General features: G+C 63.6%; 9 protein-coding genes, 1 tRNA gene and 1 pseudogene. 1 reads left to right on the top strand and 10 read right to left on the bottom strand.

The genetic code is table 11. The features are described 5' to 3' along the window. Positions 1-76 precede the first annotated feature (76 nt). The 6 genes and pseudogenes from HWX22_RS07165 to HWX22_RS07140 form a co-directional block, all read right to left on the bottom strand. Complete coding sequence (locus tag HWX22_RS07165; protein WP_175915303.1) at positions 77-871, bottom strand: hypothetical protein; 795 nt, start codon at positions 869-871, stop codon at positions 77-79. A gap of 345 nt (positions 872-1,216) precedes the next feature. Continuing rightward, positions 1,217-2,437 carry a hypothetical protein gene (locus tag HWX22_RS07160; protein ID WP_175915302.1) on the bottom strand — a complete coding sequence of 407 codons (1,221 nt, stop codon included), beginning with the start codon at positions 2,435-2,437 and terminating at the stop codon, positions 1,217-1,219. A gap of 58 nt (positions 2,438-2,495) precedes the next feature. Further along, a pseudogene (tssI, locus tag HWX22_RS07155) lies at positions 2,496-5,129 on the bottom strand (type VI secretion system tip protein TssI/VgrG); the annotation flags it as partial. Positions 5,130-5,222: 93 nt separating this feature from the next. Further along, positions 5,223-6,023: a hypothetical protein gene (locus HWX22_RS07150; RefSeq protein ID WP_244135198.1), complete on the bottom strand. Its 801-nt coding sequence runs from the start codon at positions 6,021-6,023 to the stop codon at positions 5,223-5,225. Beyond that, complete coding sequence (locus HWX22_RS07145) at positions 6,008-7,258, bottom strand: hypothetical protein (RefSeq protein WP_059689165.1); 1,251 nt, start codon at positions 7,256-7,258, stop codon at positions 6,008-6,010. The genes HWX22_RS07150 and HWX22_RS07145 overlap by 16 nt, the downstream gene beginning before the upstream one ends. Continuing rightward, positions 7,248-10,190, bottom strand: a complete 2,943-nt coding sequence (locus tag HWX22_RS07140) for a type VI secretion system Vgr family protein (protein ID WP_175908715.1) — start codon at positions 10,188-10,190, stop codon at positions 7,248-7,250. The genes HWX22_RS07145 and HWX22_RS07140 overlap by 11 nt, the downstream gene beginning before the upstream one ends. 335 nt (positions 10,191-10,525) lie before the next feature. On the opposite strand from HWX22_RS07140, the gene HWX22_RS07135 reads away from it, so the two are divergent. After that, a complete protein-coding gene (locus HWX22_RS07135) occupies positions 10,526-11,893 on the top strand; it encodes a hypothetical protein (protein WP_175915300.1) in 1,368 nt (455 codons plus the stop codon). Between the two features lie 66 nt (positions 11,894-11,959). On the opposite strand, the gene HWX22_RS07130 is transcribed toward HWX22_RS07135, so the two are convergent. From HWX22_RS07130 to HWX22_RS07115, 4 genes are all read right to left on the bottom strand, one after another. Further along, positions 11,960-12,050 (bottom strand) — tRNA-Ser (locus HWX22_RS07130). A 159-nt stretch (positions 12,051-12,209) separates the two neighbouring features. Further along, the gene (locus tag HWX22_RS07125; RefSeq protein ID WP_175915299.1) at positions 12,210-14,225 is read right to left on the bottom strand and encodes a sodium:solute symporter family protein; all 2,016 of its coding nucleotides are present in this window, start codon (positions 14,223-14,225) and stop codon (positions 12,210-12,212) included. A 3-nt stretch (positions 14,226-14,228) separates the two neighbouring features. Then, positions 14,229-14,573, bottom strand: coding sequence for a DUF4212 domain-containing protein (locus HWX22_RS07120; protein ID WP_059535728.1), 345 nt, complete (start codon positions 14,571-14,573; stop codon positions 14,229-14,231). Between the two features lie 76 nt (positions 14,574-14,649). Beyond that, on the bottom strand, positions 14,650-15,360 hold a 711-nt coding region (locus HWX22_RS07115; protein WP_175915298.1), incomplete at its 5' end, for an AMP-binding protein.

Genomic DNA, 15,360 nt, shown 5'->3' with positions numbered 1-15,360 from the left:
GTCAAAAGCGTTGTCGACGTGCAGTCCGTAAGCCGCAGCCACACGGCAGGCCGCGACGCCGTAGTCCAAGTGTCCGTTACTGGTCATCCAGTCCCATCTTCATGAAAATCTGCGACCACGGCGCCTTGTCTTGCATCGCGACGTGCAGTGCCGACGTACGCTGCCGCAGCAGGCGTACGGTATTCCGCGCCCCGCTCACCGCCTCGCGATCGCGACGATCGAACACCGACACGGCGAACGCACCGTAGGCAACGGCCAACAACCGGTTCGCGTCCGTCGTCTCGTCGATCGTCGACTTCAATACTTCGAGGAGCCGCGCACGGTCCTTCTCTTGCGACGCCGCAAGGGTCAGATATGCAATGATCGACAGCTTATTGACGTCGGTCGTCTTCAGCGCCGTTTCAGCGTGCTTGGCGACGAAGTCCGGGTCGGACACGCGCAGCAGCGCCCGATACGCCAGAATCGACGACACATCGTTGCCGGACGCCAGCAGCCGGTCGACCGTATCGAGCGCCGCCCGGCCGCCGCCGATCTTCGCGAGTTCCATTTCGAGTTGCGGCGCCGACTTGATTGCATCCGCAACGTCCTGCTGCCATGCGGGAAAGATCATCCGCGTGGCGACGAATCGCGCGTCATCCGGCGCCGACGCGTCCCATTGGAAAACGACCGTGCCGCCGGAAATGAATGGCGAGTAAAAATCGTCCGGCGACAGACTGCGCATGCGTACGCGTTGCGGCTGAATCCACGCGTAGTCGCGCCCGGCGGGCACCGACGCGCCCGCCTTGGCAACAGCCCGCCACACGCCTTTCATCTGAACCACCGCCCCCGCCTCTTCGGGCTGTACGAAGGTTTTGTCGCCGACCTGAACCATCACGCCAGGCGATACGAGACCGCCGCTGCCTTTCTTCGGACTCAACTCCGCCACGGCCCAGCTTGGCGCCCGGTTCGCCGTGTAGTAATCGGACAGATTCAGCGTCGCCGTATCGTGCACCGTACGCGCCTGCGCGATCAGCGCGAAGTCCGCCTTGAAGGCGAAGGGGTTTGCATCAACTGGCATCATTGCGCCCTCCAGGCAGATCTGGATGAAACATCAGTCATTTCCGACCCCGGAGACAACCACAACCGATCATTGGCCACCATCTTCCTTACCTCGATATCGTGTCAATCCGTACGACGTGCCGGCACGTATATGACGCCGTGCCGGACCGCTGCCATGCTATTTCCGAAACGTCACCGTCTCGGTGCCGAAGGGTTCCACGTGTCGATTGGCGGGCGCACCGACAATCTCGTTGGCGATCGGCCACAACACCGGCAGGATGCTGACCGGCGAGTCGCTTGCCTCCGCCGTCGCTCGCTGTCCGGCGCCCTTGTCGGTATCGATTGCCACGGTCCAGGCCCTCTGTCGGAGCGTGCAAAACTCATTCGTCGACGTATTGAAGACAACGACCCAACAGAGGAATTTTCCGTGGATCAGCGTCCTGCGCCATTGCGAATATGTGATCCTCCCGACGACCGCGCCGGAAGCCGTTTTTGCAGCAATATCATGGATCTCGTTAAGATCGACTGCAGGAGCGTCGGAGCTCGTCGTTGGCGCACCGCCTTTGCAACCGATTGGCGGTTTGAGTGAGTCGGGGTTTGCCGTCGGGTCCTTCGGCTGGTCATACAGCGGTGCGCTGGCCGGCGAAGTGTCGTTGGCGACGACCGGCAACATGTTGGAAACACGCGACTGGGCAGACGCAATTACGGTAGTGCCAGGCGCAATCCACGGATCCCACGAAATCTCCGGCGAGCCCCATATCGTCTCGACGCCGGGTCCGACCGTACGATCGTTCTGCATGACCCCGATCTTGAGAACCGAAATTTGCGGTGCAGCACAATTCACGCCCTCCGGTCGAATCCGGGCCTGGGCCGAGTGCTTGATCGCATATCCGTCGGGCACCGTTATCGTCTTCCCGTCAAGCCCATAGGGCCCGCCGACCGTCAGGTCGATCTTCGCCTCGTCAAACCAGAACACCGTCAGCTTCTTCTTCGCCAGCACCTTTCCGTCTTCAGTCGCCTCGTGCGCCTCGATGACAGCGTCGTTCAGCGCCTTGCTGCCCTGTTCGCCGGAAATCTCGAAGTCAGCCCAGGAGCCGTCGCCGGGCACCTCGAGTGATTTCGTCTTGTCAGTCTCGTCCGCGAAACGTAGGCGCCCGTCCGGATTCGTCAGCACGACCTGCACGTTCCCCGAGCCAGCCTTGCGCGTGCGGATCCGGCACCGCACACGATGGCGACAGCCCGGAGAGTCGCACTTCACCTGTACGTAGTCGTCGTCGACGCCCGGCGTGTTGTTGATCTGGATCTCGAGCAGATCGCTTTCGACCAGCAATTCCTTGCGTTTTTTATTATCGACGGGCGTCGTCGGTGAACGCCCCGCCGTCTTGAAATCGTCCGCCACGCTGTCAGCCCTCGACGTCGATCTTGAGAATTTCGGAAGCCAGGGTCTTCACCACATGCGTGTGTCCCAGTTCATCCGTCACGCCATGCTGAACATCGCCGTTCGCCAACGTGATCCGGTACGGCCGAAACGCGGCCGGCTTGCCACTGTCGCGATCCTTCAGGATGAAACCTTCGTCGAACGCACGTTCGCGGGAATCCGGCAATGGCGAAAGGTTCGGCGGCGCACTTTGCGGGCCGACGAATACGTGCGATCCGGACTTCACCTGAAACTGCCCCGGTGTTTCGACCGTGATATCCGCGCCGCTGAGCGTGATCCTGTTCGGGCCTTGCTGCAGCACGATGGTGTCCTTCGCCAGTACGTCGACGCGGTCCTCGGCCGATGAAACCTGGACCGACTGGTCGGCCACTATCTCCATCGTGGACGTATGTGCCTCCATTGTCACCGGGCCGTGGTTCGCAATGATCTTCACGCCCCCCGTCGCCGCGTAGAAACTCGCAGCGTCGCCGGAAATGCCCGCCACCGTTGCATCGGCGGCGACGTGCGCATCGCCTTGCGCGGTCAGGTGTACGTGTTCGGCCGCATAGGCCACCGCACTATTCGGCGTGGACAGGACGAGATTCGCCGGCGAATCGAATACGACGGCGGCGGTGGCGAACCGCTCGACCGGATCGCCGCCGCTGCGCTGCTTGCCCACGGGCTTGGTCGCGGCCTGACCATTTACTGCCCCCGTGTATTTGCCGTCCTGGGCCGGATCGATCGCCTTGAGGAAATCCGCCTGCGCCGGGTTGCCACCGAGGCCGTCCGCCTTTGCCTCGGTCGCTGCGGCGTCGAGCCCCTTTGCCGTCTCGACGGCCCGCGCAAGCTGGCCGACGCCTTCCGCCAGATCCATTTGCGTGGAACTGGCGTTGGATCGGGCCGTACTGGACACCAGCATCCCTTCGCCGGCCCGCGCGACCGCCCAGCCTTGCGTGGACAGCTCGAAGCCTTCTCCCCGATACGCACCACGTGTCGATGCCTGCTGGTCGATCAGATAGCCCTGCGCGAGGCGGCTATCGGCCACCGAATTACCGAGTTCGTGGCGCAACTGGCCGCTCGCATCGTCCATCACCCAGCGGCTGCCCGGCTGTCCGTCCAGCGTCTGAGTCTGCAGACCGGTCAGCGTGCCGGGATGATTGGCACCACTGCCATCGCCGGCCGCAAAAGGCGGCTTCACGCGCCCGCCGTAGACCTGTCCGAGCACGACCGGTTGGTCGATGTTGCCCGAATCGAAACCCACGACAACTTCCGCGCCAACACGCGGCGTAAAGACATGCCCGAAATTCGGACCGGCCGCCTGCTCGGCAATTCGCGCCAGCACCCCAGACCGGTGATCGCCGGGCGCATGCCCGGCCGGATTCGACCGGCTCGCGGTATCGGTCAGCCCGCCTGGCAGCGGTGTCGTACCGCGCATCCAGGGAAACTGGATACGCACCTGATGATCGCGTGTGCTACTGACGCTTGCGCTCGGCTCACCCACCACGATCGCGGTCTGCACGCCGTGCACGAGCGGACGCTCGACGAGCGGCGGAATGATCGGCACGCCATCAGGCACGGCGACGAAGCGGTTGCGATAGTGCCCGGCCGTCAGTTCCCCGCGCTTCAGCAGTTCGCCGATCTCGGCCCCGAGATTGTTGACCGCCTCATGTTCGATCGACAGCGGCACGAACGTGTGCGAGCGGTTCAGATAGCCGGTCAGCGTGTGGGTCTTGCCGACTTCCAGCATGCGCGCCGTACCTGCGCCGTAGTGAATCGTCTTGGGCAGGCGCAGCGCGTCGAGCCGCTGTTCGGCATAGCGCTGCGCTTGCGCCGACGTATCGAAACGGCCGGCCCGCTGGCCGTCGAACACTTCGCGCACCGGAAGAACCGGGGCATCCGCATCCGCTGCAGCCGCGGCGTGACCCGCCAGCGCCTGCACTTCGCTTGCCTTCCAGCTCGTCACGACGACCTTGTCGGGCACCCACTGGTGGCGTTCCGTGAATTGCGTGATGACGCCGTCGGGATCGCCGACGTCCTGAATTTGATAGCCGATCGACGTGCCGTTCTTCCGTTCGGCGCGGTGGTCCGCGATCACGACCGTATGATTGCCGGACGGCTTCGAACCACTGGCTTCCTGAGCATGCTCGATGTGAAACGAAAGGCCGGCTTCCGACAGCAGCCGCAGGACGAACGCAAAGTCCGTCTCGCGATACTGTCCACGCAGCGCGTAGGTACGCTGCGCATCGCTGACGTCGTATCGCCAGTGCGCTTCAGGATAGTCGCCGAACACGCGATCGCAAATGCCCATCGGGTCGAGATCAGTGAAATACAGGCAATTGCGACGCAGATGCAGCAATGCGAGCCACGACTCCAAGGTCAGCCGGTAACGCGTGATCTCGCCGTCTGTATCGGCATAGGCCGCGTGCGTGATGTAGCCGTTCCAACTGCGTTCGCCCGCCCCCGTCGCAAGGCGCAGGCGCGCGGCACTGCCGATCAGCGGACCGAGATCGAGAAAGGGTTCGCTCGATAGCACATCGATTTCGAAGCGAAACGATTCGTTCACTGCCTCGCGGCCGTGGAAGCGTTCGACCGCGAACGCTCCGGCCATGACCGTATCGATCTGGATGTGGCGAGTGGCTTGTGAATAGCCCTTCAATGCCGCAACGACGTCCATTTCAATCCCCTGCCCTCATGCGGATTCCGCTTGTTCGAATCGTTCGCTCGCCGTGGTTGCCGACCGAGCGTCAATGCATTGACCGGCGCCGATCTACTCGATGCCAAGTGCCTTTTTCTTCGCGTTGCGTTCGTTGGCCTCGTCCACCAACTGCTGAACGGACCGATACGCGGGATTCCGGATGCCCAGCTTCTCCTGCTTCCCCTTCCCGCGTAAAAACATCCACTCCGGCCACGCACGGACATGATTGACCGAGCCGACGACGAACTCCCCACACGGTGGAATGTTCAGTTCCCGTGCCGTCTTTTCGCCGGCCTGATAAGCCGGGTAGTCGGGGCTGAACACGCGGTCCTGGCACGTGTCGTGCCACAAAACCATCTTCTCGCTCTTCTCAGCTTCCGAAAAATCGTCGAATACGAAGCCGCCCGCGTTCGAAAGCGGGATCTTGCGCAGATTGCCCTGTGCATCACGTATCCCCACCAGCCAGTGCGCGTTGTCGTCCTTGTCGTACTCCTGCCACGGATTGATCGCCTCCCGCAACGGGTGCCGGCGCCCGTCCCGGTCCACCAGCAGGAACACGATGCTGCTGTACGGATAGCCGCCGCCCCGCTCGAAAGTCGGGTGCCCCTTCACCTTGACAATGCCGTTCGCGGGCACGCTGACTTCATAACCATCACTGGCATGAACCAGGTCGATACCGTCCTTCTGGTCGAACAATGCGACGACGGGACCGACGTAATCGGACGGAATCAGAAAAATGAGCGGCATACGGGAACCTCTTCCAAATCCAGGCCACGCGGCGGCAACAGCAACCGCGATACACAAGGCCAGCAATACGTAGCGGGCACGCGAAAAGCGTCCGGGCTTGTTCGACGACACTATTTCCTCTTCCATAACGATGGATCCAGATCCTCGCCGTCTTTCGACCGGCCCTCGTTCGGATCGCGATGCAGGTGATAGTCGTTCCACGCGGACACCGTCAGATGACGCGTGACGGGCGGGCTCTTCACGCTGTCTCGCAGTCGCTGCCATACCTGACCGACGTCTTCATAGGCGGAAATATGCATCGGCACCTCGAAGCCGCCGCTCACGCCGTCGCCGATCTTCGTGATCGGATCCGCGGCCCATGCAACCTGGTCCATCCCGGGCAGGATGATTGGCGGCGGCATGTCGCCCATCGGATACTGGGTGCCATCACTCATCCGCACGGTCGGCGATCCGGCAGGCGCCTTGATGTCCGGCTCCGCCGGGTAGTCGTCCCGACGATCGGGTGTGCCGCCGAGTACCTGGGCGAAAAGCCACATCCGCGAGCCGAAATTGCCTTCGGTCGTCAATTCCACCCGCATCACGTTAGCAAACATGATCCGGCGATTGTCGCCGAACAGATGAGTGGCCGGCGTGCCGATCCGGACATGGGTACCGAGAAACAGCTTGTTCCCTGCAGGGTCCTCGATGAAGGCTTCGCAGTTCGGAAATCCGTCGCCATCGATCAGGATGACGATATCCATCCATTTGCGCACCCGCTCGATCTTGATATTGAGGTGGCCGTGCACGTCAAGCGACGGAACGACCGTGCGCCCTGCTTCGCGCAGCGAGAAACGGGAACCCCTGAACGCGAAATTCTTCCCGTCGTACACGAAATTCATGTCGGCGACCTGCTCCCCGGCGTGCTCCTGGGAAAACGCATTCGCCGTTGCTTTTCCTTCCGGCCGATAAAGCGGGTCGACGTAAGGCTCCGGACCATCCGAAAACACGGTCGGACCGGACGACGTGTTCGACGCCGTGAATACCGAGTCCGTCAGTCGCTGCTTGAAGGCGGCGAGCGAACCCTGCGCGAAATCCAGGCTGAAGACCTGCCATACCCGAGAAGTCACGCGCCCGGCCCGGCGAGCCGGATAAATCGCATGAAAACTCTCTTCCAGGGAAAAGCCGCGATTGTCGCCGTGAAACCGGAAACCCAGTGGCTCGAACTTTTTGTTGGGATGAAACGAGCGAACGTTGATGTCGTATTTCACCAGTTTCACCAACTCCACCGGCGTGGGACGGCCGTCCTGCATTTCCTTCTGCGTGCTGTTGGTCTGCGTCAGCACCTTGGGGCCGGGTTTCGTGACGACGGGATCACCAGCCATGGTCGATGTCCTCGTTACCCGTGTATTCGACTCGTACCGGCTTCGACGACGAGTGCGTGGAAAACGTGGCCGTCCGTCCATCCCCCGCGCGACTGATGCCCTCCAGTTTTTCGCCGCCTTCTCCCACCATGCGGTACGGCAGGTTCTTCAACGGTTCGCCCGTCGCGGCGTCGTGCAGATGATAGTACTCGTTGTACTGCCCGAGATCGCCCCACTTCCCTTGCTCCCGGGGAAAATCGGTCGCTCCGGCGAACTGATGCTGTGCGGCGTGAATGACCAGCTTGCCGGGACACCCGAACGTGACGTTGCCACCTTCGATCGTAATGTGCGCGCCGCCGCTGACTGCCAGATTCACGGTCGTCTTGCCCGTCAGTTCGACATTCGCGTTGGCCGATACCACCTTCAGGGCGTCTTTCGCCCGTACCGCCAGCGCATCGTGCTGCGCCTGCAGATCGAGGTTGTCCTGGCCTGAAACCACGGTAAGGCCGGCGCCGTTCGCGGCACGCGCACCGGCCAGCCAGCCGACGCCCTGTCCGCTGTGAATCCGCAGCGTCTGATTGACCGCGAAGTTCGTGTCGGCACCGCTGCCGAGCGTCAGCGTTTCGCCCGCGGCCCATTGCAGTCCCTGTCCGGCCAGCATGCCCTGGCCGCCCTGCGCAGCGACGCCCACCAGGGCATCACCCGTATGCGGAAGCGGTTTGCCGACTGCCCGTTCCTTCGCATCGCCGAGCGCCTGCGAAAAACCGTCCTGACCGACGGTCGTTTTCAGGCTTCGCTCCAGCGACTTGAGCGGCGCAGTCCCGGCGTCGAGCCGCGACCGGGCAGACTGCCGCGTACCGCGTTGCACGGCGAGTGGCACGGTGCCGTGCTCCCCGGCCGCACGGTCGAGGGATTCCGCCAGCACGGCCTGCTGCGAAAAAAGCGCCTGCAACGCCGACGCCTCCCCCGCCGGCTGACCGGAGCGCAGTGCATAGCTCGTCAGCAATGCGCCTCGCGTCGCGCGCAACGCGCCATACGCATCCGTGCGCACTTCAAAGCCTTGCCCACGGAAGCTGCCGAGATAGTTGTCCGCCTGATAACGCAAATGGCCAAGATTGAGTTGCGTTGCCGCATGCGTGGTGCTCATCTGCAAGCGGCCCATGCCATCGCTGTCGTCCGTGACGAGCTGGTTTGCACCCTGGCCGTCGAAACCCTGGCTCTTGAAGCCCGACAGCGCGCCGGCATGCGCATGGCGGTCCGCCCCGCCACCCACGCCATGCCACATTGGACTATTGCCGCCGGCCACGTTGCCTTGCCCGCTGGCCGCGAGATCGGTCGCCTGCGCATAAACGGAAGCGTCGGCCGGCTGCGCAACGGCGCCGCCCGGCGTGGGCTTATCGCCGCCTTCTCCCTGCCCGTTGAACAGGCCGCCGAGGACGATCGGGCGATGAATCAGCCCATGATGAAACTGCACGAGCACTTCCTGTCCGATGCGGGGAGTCTGCTGCAAGCCATGTCCGTCACTGGCAAGACGCTGCATCGCGCGCGTCGGGTACGTACCCTTGTCGCCTTCGGCCTGCCAGTGAAACCGCAACCGGATACGTCCCTGCCCGTCCGTATGGACCGGAACGTTCGCACCGGGCTCGGCTTCCCCCCGCGCACCGACGACGATTGCGGTCTGGGCCCCGATGGCTGTCGGTGCCGGATTCCACCGCTGGCCGGTCCCGTCGTCCAGCGTAGGGCGCCAAACCTGTTCACGCGGAACGGCTTCGAAGCGATTCGCATACCCCCCGGCTTCTGCCTGCTTCAGCGTACGCGCATCGACGTCAGGTAACCGCAGCGGCCCCAGCCGGTGCTCGAGCGCCTCGAGCACGGTTTCGGGCAGATTGTTGACACCGACATGCGCGACGTCGGTCAGCAGGAACGTATCCTGTATCGCGCCTTCATCGCGCAAATGCTGACGCCATGCCGCGCCGGCCACGCGTACGTTCCGACCGCATCGCGCGGTGCGAACGGTGCTGTAGCCTGTCCAGAATCGCGCCTGCGAAAAAATTGCATCCGCCTGCCGCCGCGCGGCATCGTCGGCCTGGCGAAAGCCGTCAAACGCCTCGGGGCCGACGTCGTCATACAGTTCCCGTGCGCCATCGGCGTTACCTAGACTCGCCGAACTCGTGACCGATTGATTTCCGCGGTAATCGCTGCTGAGCAGTGTCACGCGATCGGCCATCAGCGTGAGCGATTGCCCCATGCCGAGAATGGCATCATCCGGTTCAACGGTCGCGCCGCTCATGCGCTGCGGCACGCCACCGCGACGCGTCGACGTATCGTCTTCCGGCAATTGCGCGCTGTCGTCGAAAACCATCATCGTGTGGCCGGCGGGCGCGTCATCGTCCTCGACGAAGCAAAAACCCAACCCGGCCTCGGCCAGAACGTGCAGGACAAAATCGAGATTGCTGTGCGCGCGATATTGAACGACGTAATCGCGAGTCCCCACCGCCTGAATTCGCTGGTTTGCGTCGGCGGTATATCGCCAGCGCGCGATTTCGCCATATTCCCGGAATATCCGGTCCAGAATATCGGCTACCGATTGATTGACGAACGTACGCTGATCACGCCCATGCTCGAGCGCGGCAAGCCAAGGTACCAACTGCAGGCGGTAGCGGGCCAAACCCGCGTCGAAACCGATGCATTCAGCCTCCGCGACGAGGCCACTGCGGGTCGCGATACTGCCGTCGGTCAACGCCGTATGTACCGCGGCGCGTTGCCCGAGCATCGTTTCCAGGTCGAGCGCGGGATCGCTTGCCAACGCGTAGACATCCCAGACGAAATTTGCGGACAACCGCTCCCGCCCGGTCCAGCGCTCGACTTGAAGCGACGCGATCGCGCCTGGACCTTCAAGAGAATAAAGGCGATTGGCGCTGAATAATGTCGTGATTGACTTCAATACGTCCATGCGGCCCTCACCACTTTCCCGGAACGTGATTTGTTTGCTTGCGATGTTACAACAATACAAGGATCATGTAGCCAAATCAGGTACAGTTATCTTTTGTTCAGTAATTTTTACCAAATAAATCACACCCGCCTCAATCCCGGCAATTAATTTTAAATGGTCTGCCATTCGCAGAACGATTGGATCCCAGGATGGTGGGTTGCGGACAACCCGGGTCATATGCTCCGGGCAACGTCGCCCGGCGCGATCGTTCAGTTGCTTAGCAGGCCCCGCGGCCAGCGTGCGAATGGATCGCGAACCCGCGGCGGAGGGAAGGGTTCAAAACACGGGGTTCAAGCATGAGTCAGCGCCCTACCGTGCGTTATGCATTCGGCGTCGTTGTTCTATTCCTGTCGGTATGGGCCATCGCACTGCTTTACTGGCGGCTTGCCGGAAGGACGCCCAGTACGCGCGATCTTGTACTGGTCGGCATCGCCCTGCCGTTGCTCGTGATCACCGCATTTGTCGGCCTGCGTACCGGCACCATGCGTGCACCTGTGTCGAGCGCGTCCGAGCCGCCAGCTTCGGCGGCAAACTCGCCCCTCGCCGACGATGGCGAATCGGCCACCACCCTTTTCGTGCTCGACAGCAGCCTGCGCGTCCCGGCCGGACACACGATCGACGATGTCGCGACAGCCGCACGCCGAGGCACACTGGTCGATCTCCATGATCGATTGAAGCGAGCCGATGGAAGCCGCATCTTTGCGCGGGAGGACAGCACGATTTCGCTCGACGAATTTGACGAAAGTCTGCTTCCCCCAGGATCTGCCGGAAAACTGGACGACGAACACTGGCGCGCGCTGATGTTGGCCGGCAACGCGCTCGACGATTTGTTGTCTCGCCACGCCACGGCCGGTGGCGCAATGCGAAGCGCCGCGGATACCGTGCCGCCCGTCGAACTGCACGTGCTGTTGCCCGCGCGCTGGCGAGAGGTCGCGCCGATACTCGTCTCGTGGCTCGACGGCCATGCCGCCCGCGCAAGCTGGCATTCAACGGTGGCCGCCGCACGGACGCACATCGTCACGCACCCGGCAGAGGCGCTGGCCGTGCTCGATGAGTTGAACCGGTCGCTCAACCACAACCTGCTTCCGAACCGGCACATCGTACTGGCTTGCGATTCATGGTTGAGTGAAAGCGCCGTGAATGTCCTCGATCGTCTGGGCAATCTGTATGGCCGCGACCACGTCGATGGAATCGTCCCTGGCGAAGGCGCGTGTGCATTGCTGGTCGCTCCGCCGGGAAATGGGGAATCGGCTCCCGCACCGGGCATACATCGCATCGCATTCGCCACGAAGCACAACGACCGGCCTATCGAGCGGCTCCTCGACGACGCGCGGAGACTCGCTGACGATGCGAATGTAAAAATGAAAAACTGTGCGCTGGTCAGCGACGTCAGCCAAAGCGCTCGCCAGCGCAATGAAATCGCCAGCGCAATTAGCGCGACATGGCCCGCCGCAGACAGGAGCGGACATGATCTGCATCTCGGGCTGGCCAACGGGCACAGCGGGGCAGTTCTCACGCTAGCGGCGGTCGCCGTGGCCGCCCAGCACTGCCTGAAGGCGTCACAACCGGCCTTCGTCGTAACGCTGGCCGACCCGCTGTCGCAAGCCGCCTTGCTCGTCACGCCGCCGGCAGATGCCATCATCGATTCGGCGCTGACCGCCTAAGCATTCCGTGCGGTAACAAACCCGCCACGGAAACAAAAATGCCCGCTTGCGCGGGCACTTGAATTCTGGCGGAGAGAGGGGGATTCGAACCCCCGATAGGCGATTAACCTATACACGCTTTCCAGGCGTGCGACTTAAACCACTCATCCATCTCTCCGGGAAGAGCGAGAGTATAGCAAACTTCCGCGGCGTCCCGCCACTCCCTTGATAAACGCCGCCGCGGTGGGTTACGACCCAAAATAGACGACGTACCGGACGCCCCACTCGCGGGGAATGTCGCACCGACGTAGGGTGCCACCACCGCACTCACCGCCACTCACGGATGCCGAATGTAATCCACCAACGCCCTCGTATACTCATCCGGCTGTCGATCAAGCAAACTCACCGCGATCGCCACCGCGAACCCCGCCGGCACGCCGAACACGCCTGAACTGATCGGCTCGATCCCGAACCACGTCCGCCCGACGAACCCCGTCAGCTGCGTGAAGTACGGATACGTCGACACGATGTAGTACACGCACACCGCCAACCCCGTCACCATCCCGGCGATCGCCCCGCGCGTCGTCGTGCGCTTCCAGAACACCCCAAGCACGAGCACCGGAAAGAAACTGGACGCCGCAAGCGAAAACGCCGCCCCGACCAGAAACAGAATCTTCCCCGTATTGAGCGACGCGACATACGACGCGAACAGCGCGACGCCAAGCAGCAAGACCTTCGAGATCGTCACGCGCCGCTGGCTCGACGCATTCGGCGCGACCATGCAGTAATAAACGTCGTGCGACAACGCATTCGCGATCGTCAGCAGCAACCCGTCCGCGGTCGACAGCGCCGCGGCCAGCGCTCCGGCCGCGATCAGCCCCGACACAACATACGGTAGCCCCGCGATCTCCGGCGCGGCCAGCACGACCATGTCCGGCTGCATCTGGATCTCCGACCAATGCACGATGCCGTCGCGAATCACCTCGACGACGCTGATCAGGTCCGGTTCGAAGTGGTGCCACTGCGTGACCCACGCGGGCAGCTCGGCGATCGGCCGCCCGACGAGGCTGGTGAGAATCTCGTACTTGATCATCACCGCGAGCACCGGCACGCTCAGGTAGAACAGCGCGATGAAGAACAGCGTCCAGCCGACCGAACGCCGGGCCGATGCGACCGACGTCGTCGTGTTGTAGCGCGTGAGGATGTGCGGCAGGCTCGCGGTACCAAGCGACAGGCACAGCAGCAGCGCGAGGAAATTCCGCTCGCGCGGCTTGCGGTCGTCGTCGTTCGCCGCGGGAAACGGCTCGTGCATCGGCACGGGTGGCTCGGCACGTGCCAGCAGATCGTCGCGCGCCTGGGTCCAGGTCACGCGCGCCGCCGTCGGGTCGCGCGGGAAGTCGGCCAGCTCGCGCTCGCGCTGATTGATCTCGCGCAGCGGCCCGTTGTGGCGCCGCAGGTCCGCAAGCTGATCGACGAGTTGCCGGCGCGCGTCCGCATACGATGCGGGCAAGCGATCGAGCTGCGCCTGCACGACCGCGGCCTGCCGGCGATACGCATCGCGCACCTGCTGCTCCTCGGCCGCGTCGCGCAGTTGCGCCTCGCGCGCCGCCACGCGCTCCATCAGCTTGCCGTAATTGAATTGCGGCACCGGTCCGAGGCCGTTCTTCATCGCGATCAGTGACACGGGAATCAGGATCGCGCTGATCAGGATGATGTACTGCGCGACTTGCGTCCACGTGACCGCGCGCATCCCGCCGAGAAACGAGCACACGAGAATGCCCGCGAGCCCGCAGAAGATCCCGATCGCGAAGTCGACGCCGATGAAGCGCGTCGCGATCAGCCCGATCCCCTGAATCTGCGCGACCAGGTAGACGAACGAGCACAGGATCGCGGCGCCGGCCGCGAGCGCGCGCACGGCGGTGCTCGAAAAGCGCGTGCCGAGAAAATCGGGAATCGTGTAGCGCGCGAGCTTGCGAACATACGGCGCGAGCAGGAACGCGACGAGGCAGAACCCGCCGGTCCATCCCATCACGTACGCGAGCGCATCGTAGCCGGTTGCGTAGAGCGAGCCGGCGAGACCGATGAACGACGCCGCCGACAGCCAGTCGGCCGCCGTCGCCATCCCGTTGAACGCGGACGGCACGCGCCGCCCGGCCACGTAGTATTCGACGAGATCCGACGTGCGCGACAGCAGCCCGATCACCGCATACACGGCAATCGGCACGAACAGGAACACGTAGCCGATCCACACGCCGGAACCGGTCGCGCGCTCGATCCGCCACAGCAGCAGCACGAACCCGAGAAAGCCGAGCGTGTAAAGCGCGTACGCGCGAATCAGTCGATGCGTCAGCATGGATCAGCGGGCATGGTGCGCATTGCCCGCCTGCGCCGCATGTTCGTCGTACGCGCGCCGCAGCACGCGGTCCGCGCGCTGCATCAGGCCGATGTAGACGACGATCAGCACGAGATACACGAGAATCGCGCCCTGCGCGCCGACATAGAACGGCAGGCTGAAACCGGCGAAGCGGATGCCCGCGAGCGCGGGCGCGAAGAACGGCACGACGAACGACACCGTGAAGCCGATCGCCATCAGCACCACGATCAGCACGACGTTGAAACGCCAATAGCGCGCATGGGCACGCGCGAGCGGCTCGGGAACGGGCGGCGGCGCGGCGGGCGCCGGACGGGACGGAACGGTCATGCCGTTATTTAGCAAAAAGCCCCTGCGCGGGCAATCGGGATTGCCGCGCAGGGGCTCGTGCGCGCAACAGGCGCGGTCAGCGCACTTCGGCGAGCTGCTCGAGGATCGCCGGATTCTCGAGCGTGGACGTGTCCTGCGTGATCGCCTCGCCCTTGGCGAGCGAGCGCAACAGGCGCCGCATGATCTTGCCCGAGCGCGTCTTCGGCAGGTTGTCGCCGAAGCGGATGTCCTTCGGCTTCGCGATCGGCCCGATCTGCTTGCCGACCCAGTCGCGCAGCGTCTTCGCGAGCGCCGCCGCCTCCTCGCCTTCCGGACGCGAACGCTTCAGCACCACGAACGCGACCACCGCCTCGCCCGTCGTGTCGTCCGGGCGGCCGACCACCGCCGCTTCCGCAACCAGCTCGTGCGACACCAGCGCCGACTCGATCTCCATCGTGCCGAGCCGATGGCCCGACACGTTCAGCACGTCGTCGATGCGGCCCATGATCGTGAAGTAGCCGGTGTCCTTGTCGCGCACCGTGCCGTCGCCGGCGAGGTAGAGCGTGCCGCCAAGTTCTTCCGGGTAGTAACTCTTCTTGAAACGCTCCGGGTCGCCCCAGATCGTGCGGATCATCGCCGGCCACGGACGCTTGACGACGAGAATGCCGCCTTGCCCGTTCGGTACGTCCTGGCCGGTCTCGTCGACCACCGCGGCCATGATGCCCGGCAGCGGCAGCGTGCACGAACCCGGCACCGTCGGCGTCGCGCCCGGCAGCGGCGTGATCATGTGGCCGCCGGTTTCGGTCTG

The sequence above is a fragment of the Burkholderia sp. BCC1638 genome, assembly GCF_902833195.1.
Classification (GTDB): domain Bacteria; phylum Pseudomonadota; class Gammaproteobacteria; order Burkholderiales; family Burkholderiaceae; genus Burkholderia; species Burkholderia diffusa.
This window is presented reverse-complemented; position numbering and strand designations above follow the sequence as displayed.

Bases quoted from the DNA above. Each gene is read 5' to 3' on its own strand.
- HWX22_RS07135 (WP_175915300.1), top strand. From the start codon at position 10,526: ATGAGTCAGCGCCCTACCGTGCGTTATGCATTCGGCGTCGTTGTTCTA.
- HWX22_RS07165 (WP_175915303.1), bottom strand. From the start codon at position 871: ATGGTTCAGGTCGGCGACAAAACCTTCGTACAGCCCGAAGAGGCGGGG.
- HWX22_RS07120 (WP_059535728.1), bottom strand. From the start codon at position 14,573: ATGACCGTTCCGTCCCGTCCGGCGCCCGCCGCGCCGCCGCCCGTTCCC.
- HWX22_RS07140 (WP_175908715.1), bottom strand. From the start codon at position 10,190: ATGGACGTATTGAAGTCAATCACGACATTATTCAGCGCCAATCGCCTT.
- HWX22_RS07150 (WP_244135198.1), bottom strand. From the start codon at position 6,023: ATGGAAGAGGAAATAGTGTCGTCGAACAAGCCCGGACGCTTTTCGCGT.
- HWX22_RS07145 (WP_059689165.1), bottom strand. From the start codon at position 7,258: ATGGCTGGTGATCCCGTCGTCACGAAACCCGGCCCCAAGGTGCTGACG.
- HWX22_RS07125 (WP_175915299.1), bottom strand. From the start codon at position 14,225: ATGCTGACGCATCGACTGATTCGCGCGTACGCGCTTTACACGCTCGGC.